Consider the following 14,144-nt stretch of genomic DNA (forward strand, 5'->3'; position numbering starts at 1 on the left):
GCTCGCCTCAGCGGCGTGGCGTCAGCGCGGTGACGCCGTCGGGCAACGGTTCGAGGCCGGAGGCGGAGGAGGCGAGCTGGGTCCAGGCCATGAGGTGGGGGCCGAGGTCGGTGGTGTTGGGCGACCAAGAGGCCCGCACCTCGATCTCGACGCTCTGGTCGCGCAGCACGAGGCCTCCGAAGCTCTCCGACAGCACCCGGGTGACCGTGCCGGACAGCGAGTGGTAGCCCGCCCCGGCGGAGGCGAGGGCGTCGGTGAGCCAGGCCCAGCCCACCTCGCCGAGGAGCGGGTCGGCACCGAGCTCGTCCTCCAACCGCGCGCGCGCCATGACGACGATCCGGAAGGTGCCGTTCCAGGCGCTCTGCCCCTCGGGGTCGTGCAGGACCACGAAGCGTCCGCTGCCGAGGAGGGTCTCGGGCTCCGCCGTCGGGTTGACCTCGGCGGTGAGGGCGAGGCCGTAGGGCGCGATCCGCGTGGGGGCCGGCACCTCCTCGAGGCGCACCTCGGGCCGCTGGCGATGTCCGCGCAGACTGAGGAGCGCCTCCTCGAATGCGGGCGGAACCTGCGCACCGTCGCTGTTCACGCCCTCAGGCTAGGGTGGCGCGCCCCGATCACGGCCGTGGCGCGCCGGTAGACTCACCGCGCCCCCGCCGCCCAACCCCGGAGGAGCGCCCGTGGCCGACTTCCGTCCCGTCCTGCTCGGCACCGACCTTGGCGTGTACTCGATCGCCCGCTCGTTCCACGAGGCGTACGGGGTCCGCTCGATCGTCGTGTCCAACCAGCGCCGGGGGCCGGTCGACCACTCCCGCATCCTCGACAACGTCCTCGTCGGGGCGGGCGCGAGCGAGGAGCAGACCGTCGCCGCCCTCGTCGACGTGGCGCGCCGGCACGCTGGCACCCCGCTCCTGCTGATCGTCAACGCCGAGCACGAGGTCGAGATGCTCGTCCGTCACCGCGCGCTCCTCGAGGAGCACTTCGTCATCCCCTACGCCTCGGGCGAGGTGCTCACCGCCGCGGGCGACAAGGAGGTGCTCGCGGCTGCCTGCGAGCGGCTCGGGGTCGCGACGCCGGCCACCCGCGCCGTCGACCTCTCGGCCGCCGACGACGGCGGGTGGGCTCCGCCGCGCCTGGACCTCACCTTCCCCGTGGTGCTCAAGCCGGCGGTCAGCGCCGAGCACCTGCTCCTGTCCTACGAGGGCAAGCGCAAGGTCTACAGCGCGGCCACCCAGGCGGAGGCCGAGGTCGTCCTGCGGCGCCTGGCGGCGGCCGGGCTGCGCGACGTCGTCCTCGTCCAGGAGCTCATCCCCGGTGACGACACCCAGGGCCGCACGGTCACCTGCTACGTCGACCGGTCCGGTGAGGTGACGCTCATGGCCTCCGGGCAGCTGCTCCTCCAGCTGCACGCGCCGACGATGATCGGGAACTCCGCGACGATCCTCACCGAGGCGCAGCCGGAGATCGAGGCGCAGGCCGCGGCGATCCTCGGTGAGCTCGGGCTCACCGGCTTCGCGAACTTCGACGTCAAGGTCGACCCGCGTGACGGCCGCGCCCACTTCCTCGACCTCAACCCGCGCATCGGGCGGCCGAACTACTACCTCAACGTCGCGGGCCGCAACCCCGCTCGCGCCGTCGTCGCGGACTTCGCGGCCGAGCTGGGCGTGGCTCCCGCGTCCGCACCCCTGTACCGCGCCGAGCAGGAGGCCGGGGTCTACTCCTACCTGCCGTGGCGGCTCGTGCGTCGCTACCTCACCGACCCCGAGCTGCGCCGTCGGGTGGGGCGCATCCACCGCACGCGCCGCTTCGCCCACCCGCTCGCCTACCCGCTCGACCGCGACCCGCGCCGCGCCCTCTACCGCGCCGCCTCCACCGTCAACCTCGTCCGCGACTTCAGGGAGCACTACCCGGAGCCCACCCCCACGGGCCTCTGACCCGCCCGCCCCACCCCTTTCCCGTCGAGAGCTGAGTTGTTCCTCGCCGGAAGGGGAACGGCTCAGCTGTCAGCGGAGGGGGCGGTAGGTCGCCACGGTCACCGAGACGACCTACCGCCCTTGTCCGCCGAGAGCTGAGTTGTTCCTGGCGGGGAGGAAGAACTCAGCTGTCAGCGGAGGGGGCGGTAGGTCGCCACGGTCACCGAGACGGTGACGTCGACGGCGTCGGGCAGGGCCAGGGCGGCGGCGGTGAGCGCGTCGCGGTCGACGTGGTGTGCGCTGGGGCCCATGAGCGCCTCGAGGGTGACGTCCTCGCGCGTCATCGCCGCGCGGTACCGCACCGCGCGCTCCTCGACGACGGCGAAGTCGGCGAGCTGGCGGGCGAGCCGGTCTGCCTTGTCCGGGGCGACGCCGATCATCCCGAGCGGCCCGATGATCTCCGCCAGATGGTCCTGCGAGGGGGCGACGACGACGAGCCTCCCGCCCGGCGCGAGCACCCGGGCGATCTCCGGTGCGTTGCGCGGCCCGAAGACGCTGAGCACCGCCGCGGCCGAGCCGGTGGCGAGGGGTAGGCGCTGCCACACGTCGGCGCGCACCGCCGCCAGTCGCGGGTGGGCGCGCGCGGCACGGCGGGCGGCGTAGGGGGAGAGCTCGACGTCGAGGCCGACGGCGGCGGGCAGGGCGTCGAGCACCGCGGCGAGGTAGAAGCCGGTCCCGCCGGCGAGGTCGAGGACGAGGGGGGTGTCGCCGTCGTCGTCGGCCGCGGGGACGGTGGTCGCCGTCTCGGCGAGGGCGGCGGCGATCGGCGCGTAGTGGCCGCGCCCGAGGAAGGCCTCGCGCGCGGCCACCATGTCCGCGGTGTCTCCCTGACCCGCCCGGCTGCCGCCGCCCAGCAGCGTGAGGTAACCCTGTCGGGCGAGGTCGAAGCCGTGACCCCCTGCGCAGCGCACCGAGCGGTCGGTCCGTTGGAGCGCGGCCGCGCACACCGGGCAGCGCAGCTGCGGCAGGACGAGGTCGATGCGCGGGTTCTCCATGACGGCCGCCAGCCTATGGGGTCGCTTAGGGTTGTCCGGTGCTCATCCTGCTGCCGCCCTCGGAGTCCAAGTCCACCCGCAGCAGGGGCAGGGCGGCCGATCCGGCCGCGCTGAGCTTCCGCGAGCTCGTCGGCCCGCGCCGCACGGTCGCGGCCGAGCTCGCCGCCGTCAGCGCCCGCGCGGACGCCCTCGACGTGCTCGGGGTCGGCGCGAGCCTCGCCGAGGAGGTGGCCGGCAACCTCCGGCTCGACACGGCGCCCGCCCTCCCGGTGCGCGAGCTCTACACCGGCGTCCTCTACGACGCCCTCGACCTCGACGCCATGGACACGGCCGCCCGCCGCCGGGCCGGCCGCTGGATCGTCGTCGTCTCCGCCCTCCACGGCGCCCTGCGGCTCAGCGACCGCGTCGCCCCCTACCGCCTCGCGATGAACGTCACCCTGCCCGGCACCGGACCGCTCGCCCGGTTCTGGCGCGAGCACCTCGACGCCGCGCTGACGACGGCGGCCGGGGACGGCGTCGTCGTCGACTGCCGCTCCTCGACCTACGCGGCCGCCGGGTCCCCCCGCGGGTCCGCGGCCGAGAAGTGGGTCCAGGTGCGCGTCCCGGGCGCCAGCCACATGGCCAAGCACACCCGCGGGCTCGTCGCCGGCCACCTGTGCCGCACGGGCGCCACGCCCCGTACGCCGCAGCAGCTGGCCGAGGAGGTGGACGGCGCCTTCACCGTCGTCAGCCTCAGCGCGCCCGCCCGCGCCGGCAAGCCGTGGGTGCTCGACGTCACCGCGGAATAGACCCGGGCCCTCCGGGTTGAACCGGGGAGAACACTCCACACGAAAGGTGCCCGATGCCTCTCCCGCTCTCGATCCTCGACCTCGCCACCGTGGGCCGCAGCCAGACCGTCGCCGAGTCCCTCGACGGGACCGTCGCCCTGGCGCAGAAGGCCGAGGAGACGGGCTACACGCGGGTCTGGTACGCCGAGCACCACAACATGGCCGCGATCGCGTCCTCGGCCACGTCCGTGCTCATCGCGCACGTCGCCGCGCACACGAGCACCATCCGGCTCGGCTCGGGCGGCGTCATGCTGCCCAACCACTCGCCGCTCACCATCGCCGAGCAGTACGGCACCCTCGAGACGCTGCACCCGGGCCGCATCGACCTCGGGCTGGGCCGCGCGCCGGGCACCGACCAGAACACGATGCGGGCGCTGCGCCGCGACGCGTCGTCGGCCGACTCCTTCCCCGAGGACGTGCTCGAGCTCCAGGGCTACCTGCGCGGCCAGTCGCGCATCCCCGGCGTGGACGCCTACCCGGGCAAGGGGACCGACGTCCCGCTCTACATCCTCGGCTCCTCGCTGTTCGGCGCCGGGCTCGCCGCCACCCTCGGCCTGCCCTACGCCTTCGCCTCGCACTTCGCGCCCGCCGCGCTGCACGAGGCGATCGCGCTGTACCGGCGTGAGTTCGAGCCCTCCGCCCAGCTCGACAAGCCCCACGTCATCGCCGCCTACAACGTGCTCGCCGCCGACGAGCAGGCCGATGCCGAGCGTCAGCAGCAGGAGGTCATGCGCGGCCGTGTCGCGCTGCTCCTGCGCCCGGGCACCGAGTACACCGACGAGCAGGCCGACGCCCTGCTCGCCTCACCCCAGGGCCGTCACCTGCACCAGATGATGACCTACAGCGCCGTCGGCACCCCCGACGTCGTGCGCGAGAAGGTGACCGAGTTCGGCGAGCAGACCGGCGCGGACGAGATCATCGTCGCCCACCAGGGCCCCACGGTGGAGGAGCGGCTGCGCTCCGCCGAGCTGCTCGCCGAGGCCTACCTCACCTGACGTCGGCGGCCCGCCTGCCGTGCGTCGCCCCCTCCCGCACCTAGGGTGGGGGGCGACGCGAAAGGGGATGAGGTGGAGCACAGCATCAGGCTCGTGCCGCTGGACGACGGCGAGTTCGCCAAGCTGACGGCGGACGTCGACCTCCCGGTGGAGCAGTCCCTCGCCTGGGACGCCTACGACCGTGCAGTCCCGGGACGGCGGCCGTGGAAGCGTTTCGCCTTCCTCCTCGACGAGGAGCCGGCCGCCGTCGTCGCCCTGTCGGAGTACCTCGGGCGCGGCTTCCACTACCTGTGGGCCAAGCATGGGCCGGTCTGGCTGACCGAGCCCACCCCCGAGCTCGAGCGCGCCCTGCGGGAGCGGCTCGTCACCGGCGTGCGCGCCGTCGACCCGCGGCTCGCCTTCGTGCGCCTCCACGCCGCCCACCCCGCCGAGGACCTCCACCCGCTGCTCCAGTCGGTCACCTACGACCGCACCGTCGTCGTCGAGCTCGACGGCCGCAGCGACGACGAGCTGCTCGCCGGCATGAAGAAGCGCGGCCGCCGCGACCTGCGCAAGGGCCTGCGCGAGCAGCCCGTGGAGTGCACCGAGGAGACCGGCGCTCCGGACTTCGAGCCGTTCTACGAGGTGCTGCGCGAGACCGCCGAGCGCGACGGCTTCGGCGTCCACCCGATGAGCGTCTACACGACGATGCTCGACGCCCTCGGCCCGCAGCACGCGCGCCTGTTCGTCGGCCGGCACGACGGCGCCGTCCAGGCCTGGGTCATCGTCACCGTCCACGACGGCCTCGCCACCGCCTACTACGCCGCCAGCACCGCCGCCGGCCGCGTCCACGACGTCCCGACCCAGCTGTACTGGCACATCATCCGCACCCTGCGTGACGAGGGGGCGCGGAGCTTCGACTTCATGGGCATCGGCTCCGAGCTGGCCCCGTCGCTCGAGGCGCTGACGACGATGAAGACGAAGTTCAACCCCGAGCCCACGGAGGTCGCCCCTGCCTGGGACGTCCCCGTCCGCCCCCTGACCTACACCGCGCTGACGAAGGCACTGGCCGCCAAGCGCAGCGCCGTCGCGGCGGCCCGCCGCGCGGTGCCCGCTGCGCGCCGTGCCGTCAGCCGCGAGGAGGAGACCGCGTGACCCTGCGCCCCGTCGACGACACCACCTACACCTCCCTGGCCGCCGGCACCCCGCTGCCCGTGGAGCAGGCGCCCGTCTGGGCCGCCTTCGACGCCGTCGTCCCCGGCCGCTCCCACTGGGGCCGGCTCGCCTACGTGGACGACGACGGCGCGACGGCCGCCGTCGTCACCCTCGCCGAGGTCCGTGGCCCCGGTGGGTTCCGGTACCTGTGGGCGAAGAACGGGCCGGTGTGGCTCGTGGAGCCGACCCCGGAGCGGGAGGCGGCGCTGCGCCGTGAGCTGGGGGAGCGGCTGCGCCGCGTCGACCCGCGGCTCGTGTTCGTCCGCCTCCACGCCCGCCACGAGGCGCCGGACCTGCGCCCGGTCATGCAGGGCATCACCTACGACCGCACGGTGGTCGTCGACCTCGACCGCAGCGAGGACGAGGTCTTCACCGCGATGAAGCAGCAGGGCCGCCGCGCCATCCGCAAGGCCCTCAAGGACGAGTCGCTCACGGTCGGCGAGGAGACCGGCCTGGACGAGGCCGCTTTCGCCGAGCTGTACGACGTCTTCGTCGAGACGGGCGAGCGCGAGGGCTTCGGCCCCCACCCGGCCCGGCGCTACCTCGACATGCTCGCGACCCTCGGGCCCGAGCACGCCCGCGTGTTCGTCACCCGTCGTGACGGCCGGGCGCTGGCGTGGGCCCTGGTCCTCGTCAACGACGGCGCCGCCCTCTACTCGGTGGGCGCGTCCAGCTCCGAGGCGCGCGGCGCCTACGCCGCCGACCTGCTGCACTGGGACATCATCCGCACGCTGCTCGCCGAGGGCGTGCGCTCCTACGACCTCGCCGGCGCCGGGTCCGACCGCTTCCCCGGGCTGTCCGGCCTCACGCAGTTCAAGACGAAGTTCGAGAAGGAGATCACCGAGGTCTCCCCGGCCTGGGACATGCCGCTCCACCCCCGCGCGTACACCGCGCTGGTCCAGGCCCTGGCCGCGAAGCGCCGCGCCACGGCAGCGCTGGGCCGCGTGAGGTCCCGCCTCCGCCCCTGACCCCCGCCGACAACTCGGCATCTGGTGGGTTCACCGGCGGTGGTATGCGTTTACCGTGTCGCCTGAACCACCAGCTGCGACGTTGGCGGGCGGGTCAGCCGACGATGCTGCTGCCGGTGTAGAGGTGGAGGACAGGCACTCCGAGCGCCTCGCGCGCTCGGCTCGCCCAGTCGCGGCGCAGGGTGTCGTCGAGCAGCTTCGGGCTCGTCACCACGACGACCTCGGCGGCCCGGTGGTTGGACACCGCCTGGGTGAGCGCGGGCAGCGGGTCGTCGCCGACGACGACGCCGTCCGCCGTCGCTCCCGCTGCCTCGAGCAGCGCGAGCGACAGGCGCAACGCCTCGGTCGCCTCGGTACGTGCCGCGCGCTCGTCGGGGTCGGGGTTGGTGATGTCGTGCCACAGCCGCCGCAGGTCGAGCAGACCGAGGTCGTTGACGACCTCCTGAAGGACGTTGTGGTCGGTGTCCGCCGGGACGAGCACCTCGAAACGCACGTCACGCCCGGCGTAGGTCTCGACGATCTGCGCCACGTCGGTGTCGAGCAGGGTGTCCTCGGTCAGCACGACGACGGTCTGCGTCACTGGTCCTCCAGGTGTCTCGGTCCTCTGGGACGCACGTCCGGTCCGGCCGGCGCCGTCCGGAGGTGCATCCAGACGACCATATGTGCATCGCGGGCGGAAGGGGTGGGCGGGGGCGGCGGGGCCGCGGTGTCTCAGACGCGGAGGACGACGACGTCGTGGCCCGGCAGGGTCAGCGTCTCACCGTCCGCGGTGGCCTCGCCCGTCCAGGACAGGACGACCTCGCGGACCTGGCCTCGCACGTGGATCTCGCGTGGCTCCTCCTCGAGGTTGGCGATGATCGCGACCGAGCCGCGGTACATGCCGATCCAGCCGCCGTCGTCGCACGTCGTCACGCCGGTGTCGGCGCGCACGCCGCAGGCGATGTCCGTCTCCGCGTGCCGCAGCGCGATGAGGTCGCGGTAGAACGCGAGCAGCCGCGCGTGCCGCTCCCGGCCCGGCTCGGACCAGTCCAGGCGGCTCGCCTCGACGGTGCCGGGCGACTGCGGGTCGGGCACCTCGACGTCGCCACCGTAGACCTCCTCCCAGCCGTGGGAGGCGAACTCCTCGGTGCGGCCCTTGCGGATGGCCTCGGCGAGCTCGGGCTCGGCGTGGTCGGTGAAGTACTGGAACGGGGTGGTCGCGCCCCACTCCTCGCCCATGAAGAGCATCGGGGTGTAGGGCCCGAGGATCGCGATCGCGGCGGACACCGCGAGCTGGCCGTCGCTGAGGACGCGGCTGGGGCGGTCCCCGATGGCGCGGTTGCCCACCTGGTCGTGGTTCTGGGTGAAGACGACGAAGCGCCGGGTGTCGACCTCGGCCGGCACGGGCGCGCCCCAGACCTTGTCCCGGAACTCGGAGTACGTGCCCGCGTGGACGAAGGTCTGGGCCAGCGCCGTCCGCAGGGTGTCGGTGGTGCCGAAGCTCACGTAGTACCCGTGCCGCTCGCCGGTGAGGCGGGCGTGCAGGGCGTGGTGCACGTCGTCGTCCCACTGCGCCGTCATGCCCAGCCCGCCCTCGGCGGTGGGGGTGACCATGCGGGCGTCGTTGAGGTCGGACTCCGCGACGAGGGACAGCGGGCGGCCCACCTCCTCCTCGAGCTCGGCGACGGCGTCGGACAGCTCCGCGAGCACGTGCCGCGGGGAGTCGTCGATGAGGGCGTGGACGGCGTCGAGCCGCAGGGCGTCGAGGTGGAAGTCCCGCAGCCAGCGCAGGGCGTTCTCGACGACGAACCGGCGCACCGGCCCGGCGTCCGGGCCGTCGAGATTCACGGCCGAGCCCCAGGGCGTCTCGTGCCGGTCGGTGAAGTACGGACCGAAGGGGCCGAGGTAGTTCCCGGACGGGCCGAGGTGGTTGTAGACGACGTCGAGGCACACCGCCAGTCCGCGGGCGTGGGCGGCGTCGACGAAGCGCTGCAGCGCCTCCGGCCCGCCGTAGGGCTCGTGGACGGCGTACAGCGTGACGCCGTCGTAGCCCCAGCCGTGCTCCCCGGGGAACGCGGCGACGGGCATGAGCTCGACCATGTCGACGCCGAGGTCGACGAGGTGGTCGAGCCGCTCGATGGCGGCGTCGAGCGTGCCGGCAGGGGTGAAGGTGCCGACATGGAGCTCGTAGATCACGGCGCCGAGGCTCGAGCGGCCCTTCCACTGCTCGTCCTGCCACTCGTAGGCGGAGGCGTCGAAGACGCGCGAGGGGCCGTGGACGCCGTACGGCTGCCACGCGCTGCGCGGGTCGGGCAGGCCGAACCCGCCGTCCAGGTGGAACAGGTAGTCCGTGCCGGGGGGCAGCGCCTCCGGCGTCGCCCACCAGCCGTCCTCGCGCGCCTCGAGCGGGAGGCGCTCGGCGGTGTCGTCGGCCGGACCGGACGGCAGGCTGATCTCGACGGTGCGGGCGGCGGGCGCCCAGACGGTCAACGGCTCAGGCATCGGCTCTCTCCAGCAGTGCGACGGGGTGAGGGTCGAGGAGGTCGGCGAGGCGGCACGAGCCCCCGGGCACCTCACGGCCGGTGAGGACGTCACGCCACCGGCCCTCCGGCAGGACGACGGTGTGCTCGCCGAACCCGCCGAGGGCGTCCAGCCCGCGGGCGAGGCGGGTGACGACCGTGACGGCCCGCGGCCCGGAGTCGTCGCCGCGCGCGAAGGCGATGGCGTGGCCGGTGGACGTGGGCAGCGGCAGGTACTGCGAGGACGCGCCGACGAAGGCCGCGGCCTCCCGGCGGCGCAGCCGCAGGGCCCGGGCCGTGAGGGCGAGCTTGACCTCGTCCAGCGTGCCGGGCGTGGCGCCGTCGTCGAGGCGGTCGAGCTGGCGGGCCAGCTCGGTGAAGTCGACCGGTCGCCTGTTGTCCGGGTCCACGAGCGACGTCCGGGTCACCTCGGTGCCCTGGTAGACGTCGGCGACGCCGAGCACGGTGAGCTGGAGCAGCTTGACGCCGAGCACGGCCGCTCGCACGGTCTGCGCCGTCGTCCGCTCCCACTCGGTGAGGGCCTCGACGACGGCCGGGTGCTCGAGCAGCGCGGTCGCGTAGTCGAGCAGCGCGTCCTCACGGACGGTGTCGGGGTCGGTCCATGTCGTCCAGGACTTCTGCTCGCGCACCGCCTTGACGAGGTAGCCGCGCAGACGCTCGGCGGTCATCGGGTCGGAGTCGGTCCACGTCCCGACGAGGACCTGCCACAGGAGGTTTTCCGCGCGCCCGTCGAGGTCCGCGGGGCGGATGTCCGCCGTCGCCTCACGCAGCCGGCGCACGAGGGCCAGCCACTCCTCGGCGTACTCCGAGAGCACGCCGATACGGGCGCGCACGTCCTCACCGCGCTTGGTGTCGTGGGTGCTGCCGGCCGTCATCGTCGCGGGGTGCGCGCTGATGGTCTGCGCGACCCACGCGTGCAGCTCGTCGACGCTGATGCCGAAGCGACGCGGGGAGCCGCCCACCTCGCACAGGCTCACCAGGTGCGTCCACCGGTAGTAGGCGGTGTCCTCCACGCCCTTGGCCATGACGGCGCCGCAGGTCTGCTGGAAGCGGATGATGAGCTCGTTGCGCCGTGCCTCGTGCACACGCCCCGCGCTGCCGACCTCGTGCCCCAGGAGGAGGTCGACGACGACGTCGAGCGTCTCGTGGCGCTCCTCGTCCAGGTGGGTGCGCGCCTCCTCGGCGGCCTCCCGCACCACCCGCTCGCTCATGGGCGGCGCGGGCTCCCCGGGGACGACGTAGGCGCGGTAGCGGTCGAAGGCCACGAGGAGCTCGACGACGCAGTCCTCGAGGGACCGGTAGGTGTGGTCGCGCAGGCGCACGTCCTCGTCGCACAGCTCGCGCAGGATGGTGGCGAGGCGGTGGACCTCGGCGTACAGCGAGGTGCTGACGATCTGCCGCTTGGCGTCGGTGATCATCTCCGCCAGCTCCCCGCGGGAGTCGCCGGCGATCTCGGTCATCGCGGTGCCCAGCGCGCCGGAGCCCGCCGGGTCGGTGAGGACGGAGTTGATCCGCCAGGCGGCGTCGTAGCCGGTGGTGCCGGCCACCGGCCAGTCCGGGGCGAGGGTCTCCTCGCCCTCGAGGATCTTCTCCGCGACGACCCACGCGCCGCCGGTGGCCTCGTCGAGGCGCTCGAAGTAGCCGCGGGGGTCGGCCAGGCCGTCGGGGTGGTCGATGCGCAGGGCGTCGATGTGCCCCGAGCGCATGAGGTCGAGGAGCAGGGCGTGGCTGGCGTCGAAGACGTCCGGGTCCTCCACCCGCAGCGCGGCGAGGGTGTCGACGTCGAAGAAGCGGCGGTAGTTGAGCTCCTCGTCGGCCACCCGCCAGTAGGACAGCCGGTAGAACTGCCGCTCGAGCAGCTCGGCCAGCGGCAGCTGCTCGGTGCTGGGCCGCACGGGGAAGGTGTGCTCGTAGTAGCGCAGCACCGGCTGCTCGCCGAGCTCGGGCTCGGAGGGCACGACCATGTGCTCCACCCGCAGCTCACCGCCGGCCAGCGCGGCCCCGACGCGCTCACCGAGCACGGGCATGAGGATCCCGGGCCGCTCGGAGGCGAGGTCGACGTCGAACCACCCGGCGTAGGGGGAGTCCGGGCCGTCCTTGAGGACCGACCACAGCGCCCGGTTGTGCCACGCGGGCGTCGGGACGGCCATGTGGTTGGGCACGACGTCGACGACGATCCCCAGCCCGGCGCCGTGCGCCGTCGTGCACAGCCGCTCCAGACCTTCCCGGCCGCCCATGACGGTCGAGATGCGGGTGTGGTCGACGACGTCGTAGCCGTGGGTGGACCCGGGGGCCGCCTCGAGGACGGGGGACAGGTACAAATCGGTGACCCCGAGCCCGGCGAGGTAGGGCACGAGCGCCTCGGCGTCCGCGAAGCCGAGGTCCGGCCCGAGCTGGAGCCGGTAGGTGCTCACCGGCAGGCGACGCCCCGCCGAGGGGAGGTGGCGGGAGGCGGCGGTGGGCTGCGGCGTGCTCACGCCTCCTCCTCACGGGGGCACACGAGGATGACGGTGTTGTGGGGCAGCACCTCCAGGGTGTCCCCGGGGTGGTAGTCCCCGTTCTCCGTGTGCGTGGGGTCGGTGTTGATCGCCGTGCGCCACACCGTCCCGAACCCCTCGTCGGGGATGGTGAAGGTGACGGGCTCGGCGGCCGCGTTGAGCATGACGAGGAGGTTGTCGTCGACCACCTGCTCACCGCGGGCGTCGGGCTCGGGGATGGCGTCGCCGTTGTAGAAGATCGAGATGGAGCGGGCGTGGGACTGCTCCCAGTCCTCGTCCTCCATCGGCTCGGCCGCGGGCGTGAGCCAGGCGATCTCGCCGACCTCGGACTGACCGCCGTGGCCGGGATCGCCGGCGAAGAACCGGCGCCGGCGCAGCACCGGGTGCGCCGCCCGGAAGTGGACCATGCGCTGGGTGAAGTCGAGCAGGTGCTCCTGCTCCTCGGTGAGGTTCCAGTCCACCCACGCCAGCTCGTTGTCCTGGCAGTAGACGTTGTTGTTGCCCTGCTGGGTGCGACCGAGCTCGTCACCGTGGGCGATCATCGGCACGCCCTGGGAGAACAGGAGCGTGGCGAGGAAGTTGCGGTGCCGGCGGAGGCGCAGCGCCCGGACCTCGGCGTCGTCGGTCTCGCCCTCCGCGCCGCTGTTCCACGAGCGGTTGTGCTCCTCGCCGTCGTTGTTGTCCTCGCCGTTGTCCTCGTTGTGCTTCTCGTTGTAGGAGACGAGGTCGCGCATCGTGAAGCCGTCGTGGGCGGTGACGAAGTTGATCGAGGCGACCGGGTGGCGCCCGCTGTGGGCGTACAGGTCCGCCGAGCCCGTGATGCGGGTGGCGAACTCGGCCAGCGTCGAGGGCTCGCTGCGCCAGAAGTCGCGCACCGTGTCGCGGTAGCGCCCGTTCCACTCCGTCCAGAGCGGGGGGAACCCGCCGACCTGGTACCCGCCCTCGCCGAGGTCCCACGGCTCGGCGATGAGCTTGGCCTGGGAGATGACCGGGTCCTGCTGGATGATGTCGAAGAAGGACGAGAGCCGGTCGACGGCGTGGAGCTCGCGGGCCAGCGTCGAGGCGAGGTCGAAGCGGAAGCCGTCGACGTGCATCTCCGTGATCCAGTACCGCAGCGAGTCCATGATCATCTGGAGCGTGTGCGGTGAGCGCATGAGCAGGGAGTTGCCCGTGCCGGTCGTGTCGAAGTAGTGCGCCTCGTCGCCCTCGACGAGGCGGTAGTACGAGGCGTTGTCGATGCCCTTGAAGGACAGCGTGGGCCCGAGGTGGTTGCCCTCGGCCGTGTGGTTGTAGACGACGTCGAGGATGACCTCGATGTTCGCCTCGTGGAGGGCCTTGACCATCGTCTTGAAGTCCTGCACCTGCTGGCCGGCCCCGCGCAGGGAGCTGTAGGCGTTGTGCGGGGCGAAGAACCCGATGGTGTTGTAGCCCCAGTAGTTGCTCAGCCCCTTCTCCTGCAGGTGGGGGTCGTTGACGAACTGGTGGACGGGCATGAGCTCGATCGCCGTGACGCCCAGGGCGGTGAGGTGGTCGATGACGGCCGGGTGCGCGAGGCCGGCGTAGGTGCCACGCAGCTCCTCGGGCACCTCCGGGTGGAGCTCGGTGAGCCCCTTGACGTGCGCCTCGTAGATGACCGAGTCGTGGTACTCGTGGCCCGGCGGGCGGTCGAACTCCCAGTCGAAGAAGGGGTTGATGACGACCGAGTGCATCGTGTGCGGCGCCGAGTCGTCGGTGTTGCGCTCGGCCGGGTCCTCGAACTGGTAGGAGTACAGCGCCGGGTCCGCGTCGATCTGTCCGTCGATCGCCTTGGCGTACGGGTCGAGGAGGAGCTTGGAGGGGTCGCACCGGTGACCCTGCTCGGGGTCGTAGGGGCCGTGCACGCGGTACCCGTAGCGCTGCCCGGGCTGGGCGGAGCGCAGGTACCCGTGCCAGACGTGCCCGTCGACCTCGGTGAGCTCGAAACGCTCCTCGGTGCCGTCGTCGTGGAGGAGGCAGAGCTCCACCTTCTCGGCGACCGAGGAGTAGAGCGCGAAGTTGGTGCCGGTGCCGTCGAAGGTGGCACCCAGGGGGTAAGGACGTCCAGGCCAAGGCTGCATGAGCGATAGGCTCTCATCGCTGCGGCATTTCGGCCCGCAGAGAGCTGAAGCGGTCCGAGGGAGGACGCGTGATCGACCTGTCGCC

At 72.9% G+C, this 14,144-nt stretch carries 11 protein-coding genes; 5 read left to right on the top strand and 6 right to left on the bottom strand.

Going from position 1 to position 14,144, the window contains the following annotated elements:
• Window positions 1-7: 7 nt before the first annotated feature.
• On the bottom strand, window positions 8-583 hold the full coding sequence (locus tag DSZ44_RS02575; RefSeq protein WP_110850996.1) for a DUF3000 domain-containing protein: 576 nt from the start codon (window positions 581-583) through the stop codon (window positions 8-10).
• Between the two features lie 91 nt (window positions 584-674).
• Between DSZ44_RS02575 and DSZ44_RS02580 the strand changes: the two genes are divergently transcribed.
• Window positions 675-1,928 carry a carboxylate--amine ligase gene (locus DSZ44_RS02580; RefSeq protein WP_110850997.1) on the top strand — a complete coding sequence of 418 codons (1,254 nt, stop codon included), beginning with the start codon at window positions 675-677 and terminating at the stop codon, window positions 1,926-1,928.
• A 170-nt stretch (window positions 1,929-2,098) separates the two neighbouring features.
• Here DSZ44_RS02580 and DSZ44_RS02585 read toward each other — a convergent pair whose 3' ends face one another.
• On the bottom strand, window positions 2,099-2,962 hold the full coding sequence (locus tag DSZ44_RS02585) for a putative RNA methyltransferase (protein ID WP_110850998.1): 864 nt from the start codon (window positions 2,960-2,962) through the stop codon (window positions 2,099-2,101).
• A gap of 38 nt (window positions 2,963-3,000) precedes the next feature.
• On the opposite strand from DSZ44_RS02585, the gene DSZ44_RS02590 reads away from it, so the two are divergent.
• From DSZ44_RS02590 to DSZ44_RS02605, 4 genes are all read left to right on the top strand, one after another.
• Window positions 3,001-3,750 carry a YaaA family protein gene (locus tag DSZ44_RS02590; RefSeq protein WP_110850999.1) on the top strand — a complete coding sequence of 250 codons (750 nt, stop codon included), beginning with the start codon at window positions 3,001-3,003 and terminating at the stop codon, window positions 3,748-3,750.
• A gap of 53 nt (window positions 3,751-3,803) precedes the next feature.
• Entirely contained in the window at window positions 3,804-4,784 is a 981-nt protein-coding gene (locus tag DSZ44_RS02595; protein ID WP_110851000.1) for an LLM class flavin-dependent oxidoreductase, read from the top strand.
• Between the two features lie 72 nt (window positions 4,785-4,856).
• Entirely contained in the window at window positions 4,857-5,918 is a 1,062-nt protein-coding gene (locus tag DSZ44_RS02600; protein ID WP_110851001.1) for a lipid II:glycine glycyltransferase FemX, read from the top strand.
• Window positions 5,915-6,946 carry a lipid II:glycine glycyltransferase FemX gene (locus DSZ44_RS02605; protein ID WP_110851002.1) on the top strand — a complete coding sequence of 344 codons (1,032 nt, stop codon included), beginning with the start codon at window positions 5,915-5,917 and terminating at the stop codon, window positions 6,944-6,946. The genes DSZ44_RS02600 and DSZ44_RS02605 overlap by 4 nt, the downstream gene beginning before the upstream one ends.
• A gap of 94 nt (window positions 6,947-7,040) precedes the next feature.
• On the opposite strand, the gene DSZ44_RS02610 is transcribed toward DSZ44_RS02605, so the two are convergent.
• From DSZ44_RS02610 to glgX, 4 genes are all read right to left on the bottom strand, one after another.
• Window positions 7,041-7,526 (bottom strand): hypothetical protein, encoded by a 486-nt coding sequence (locus DSZ44_RS02610; RefSeq protein ID WP_110851003.1) that lies wholly within the window; start codon window positions 7,524-7,526, stop codon window positions 7,041-7,043.
• 131 nt (window positions 7,527-7,657) lie between these two features.
• Window positions 7,658-9,427 carry a malto-oligosyltrehalose trehalohydrolase gene (treZ, locus tag DSZ44_RS02615; protein WP_110851004.1) on the bottom strand — a complete coding sequence of 590 codons (1,770 nt, stop codon included), beginning with the start codon at window positions 9,425-9,427 and terminating at the stop codon, window positions 7,658-7,660.
• Entirely contained in the window at window positions 9,420-11,942 is a 2,523-nt protein-coding gene (gene treY / locus DSZ44_RS02620) for a malto-oligosyltrehalose synthase (protein WP_110851005.1), read from the bottom strand. The genes treZ and treY overlap by 8 nt, the downstream gene beginning before the upstream one ends.
• Window positions 11,939-14,059 carry a glycogen debranching protein GlgX gene (gene glgX, locus DSZ44_RS02625; RefSeq protein WP_110851006.1) on the bottom strand — a complete coding sequence of 707 codons (2,121 nt, stop codon included), beginning with the start codon at window positions 14,057-14,059 and terminating at the stop codon, window positions 11,939-11,941. Before glgX ends, treY begins: the two co-directional genes overlap by 4 nt.
• Window positions 14,060-14,144: the final 85 nt, after the last annotated feature.

This window comes from Georgenia satyanarayanai, assembly GCF_900116375.1.
GTDB classification, from domain to species: Bacteria; Actinomycetota; Actinomycetes; order Actinomycetales; family Actinomycetaceae; genus Oceanitalea; species Oceanitalea nanhaiensis.

Coding starts and splice junctions, on each gene's coding strand:
- treZ (WP_110851004.1), bottom strand. CDS start 9,427: ATGCCTGAGCCGTTGACCGTCTGGGCGCCCGCCGCCCGCACCGTCGAG.
- glgX (WP_110851006.1), bottom strand. CDS start 14,059: ATGCAGCCTTGGCCTGGACGTCCTTACCCCCTGGGTGCCACCTTCGAC.
- DSZ44_RS02595 (WP_110851000.1), top strand. CDS start 3,804: ATGCCTCTCCCGCTCTCGATCCTCGACCTCGCCACCGTGGGCCGCAGC.
- DSZ44_RS02585 (WP_110850998.1), bottom strand. CDS start 2,962: ATGGAGAACCCGCGCATCGACCTCGTCCTGCCGCAGCTGCGCTGCCCG.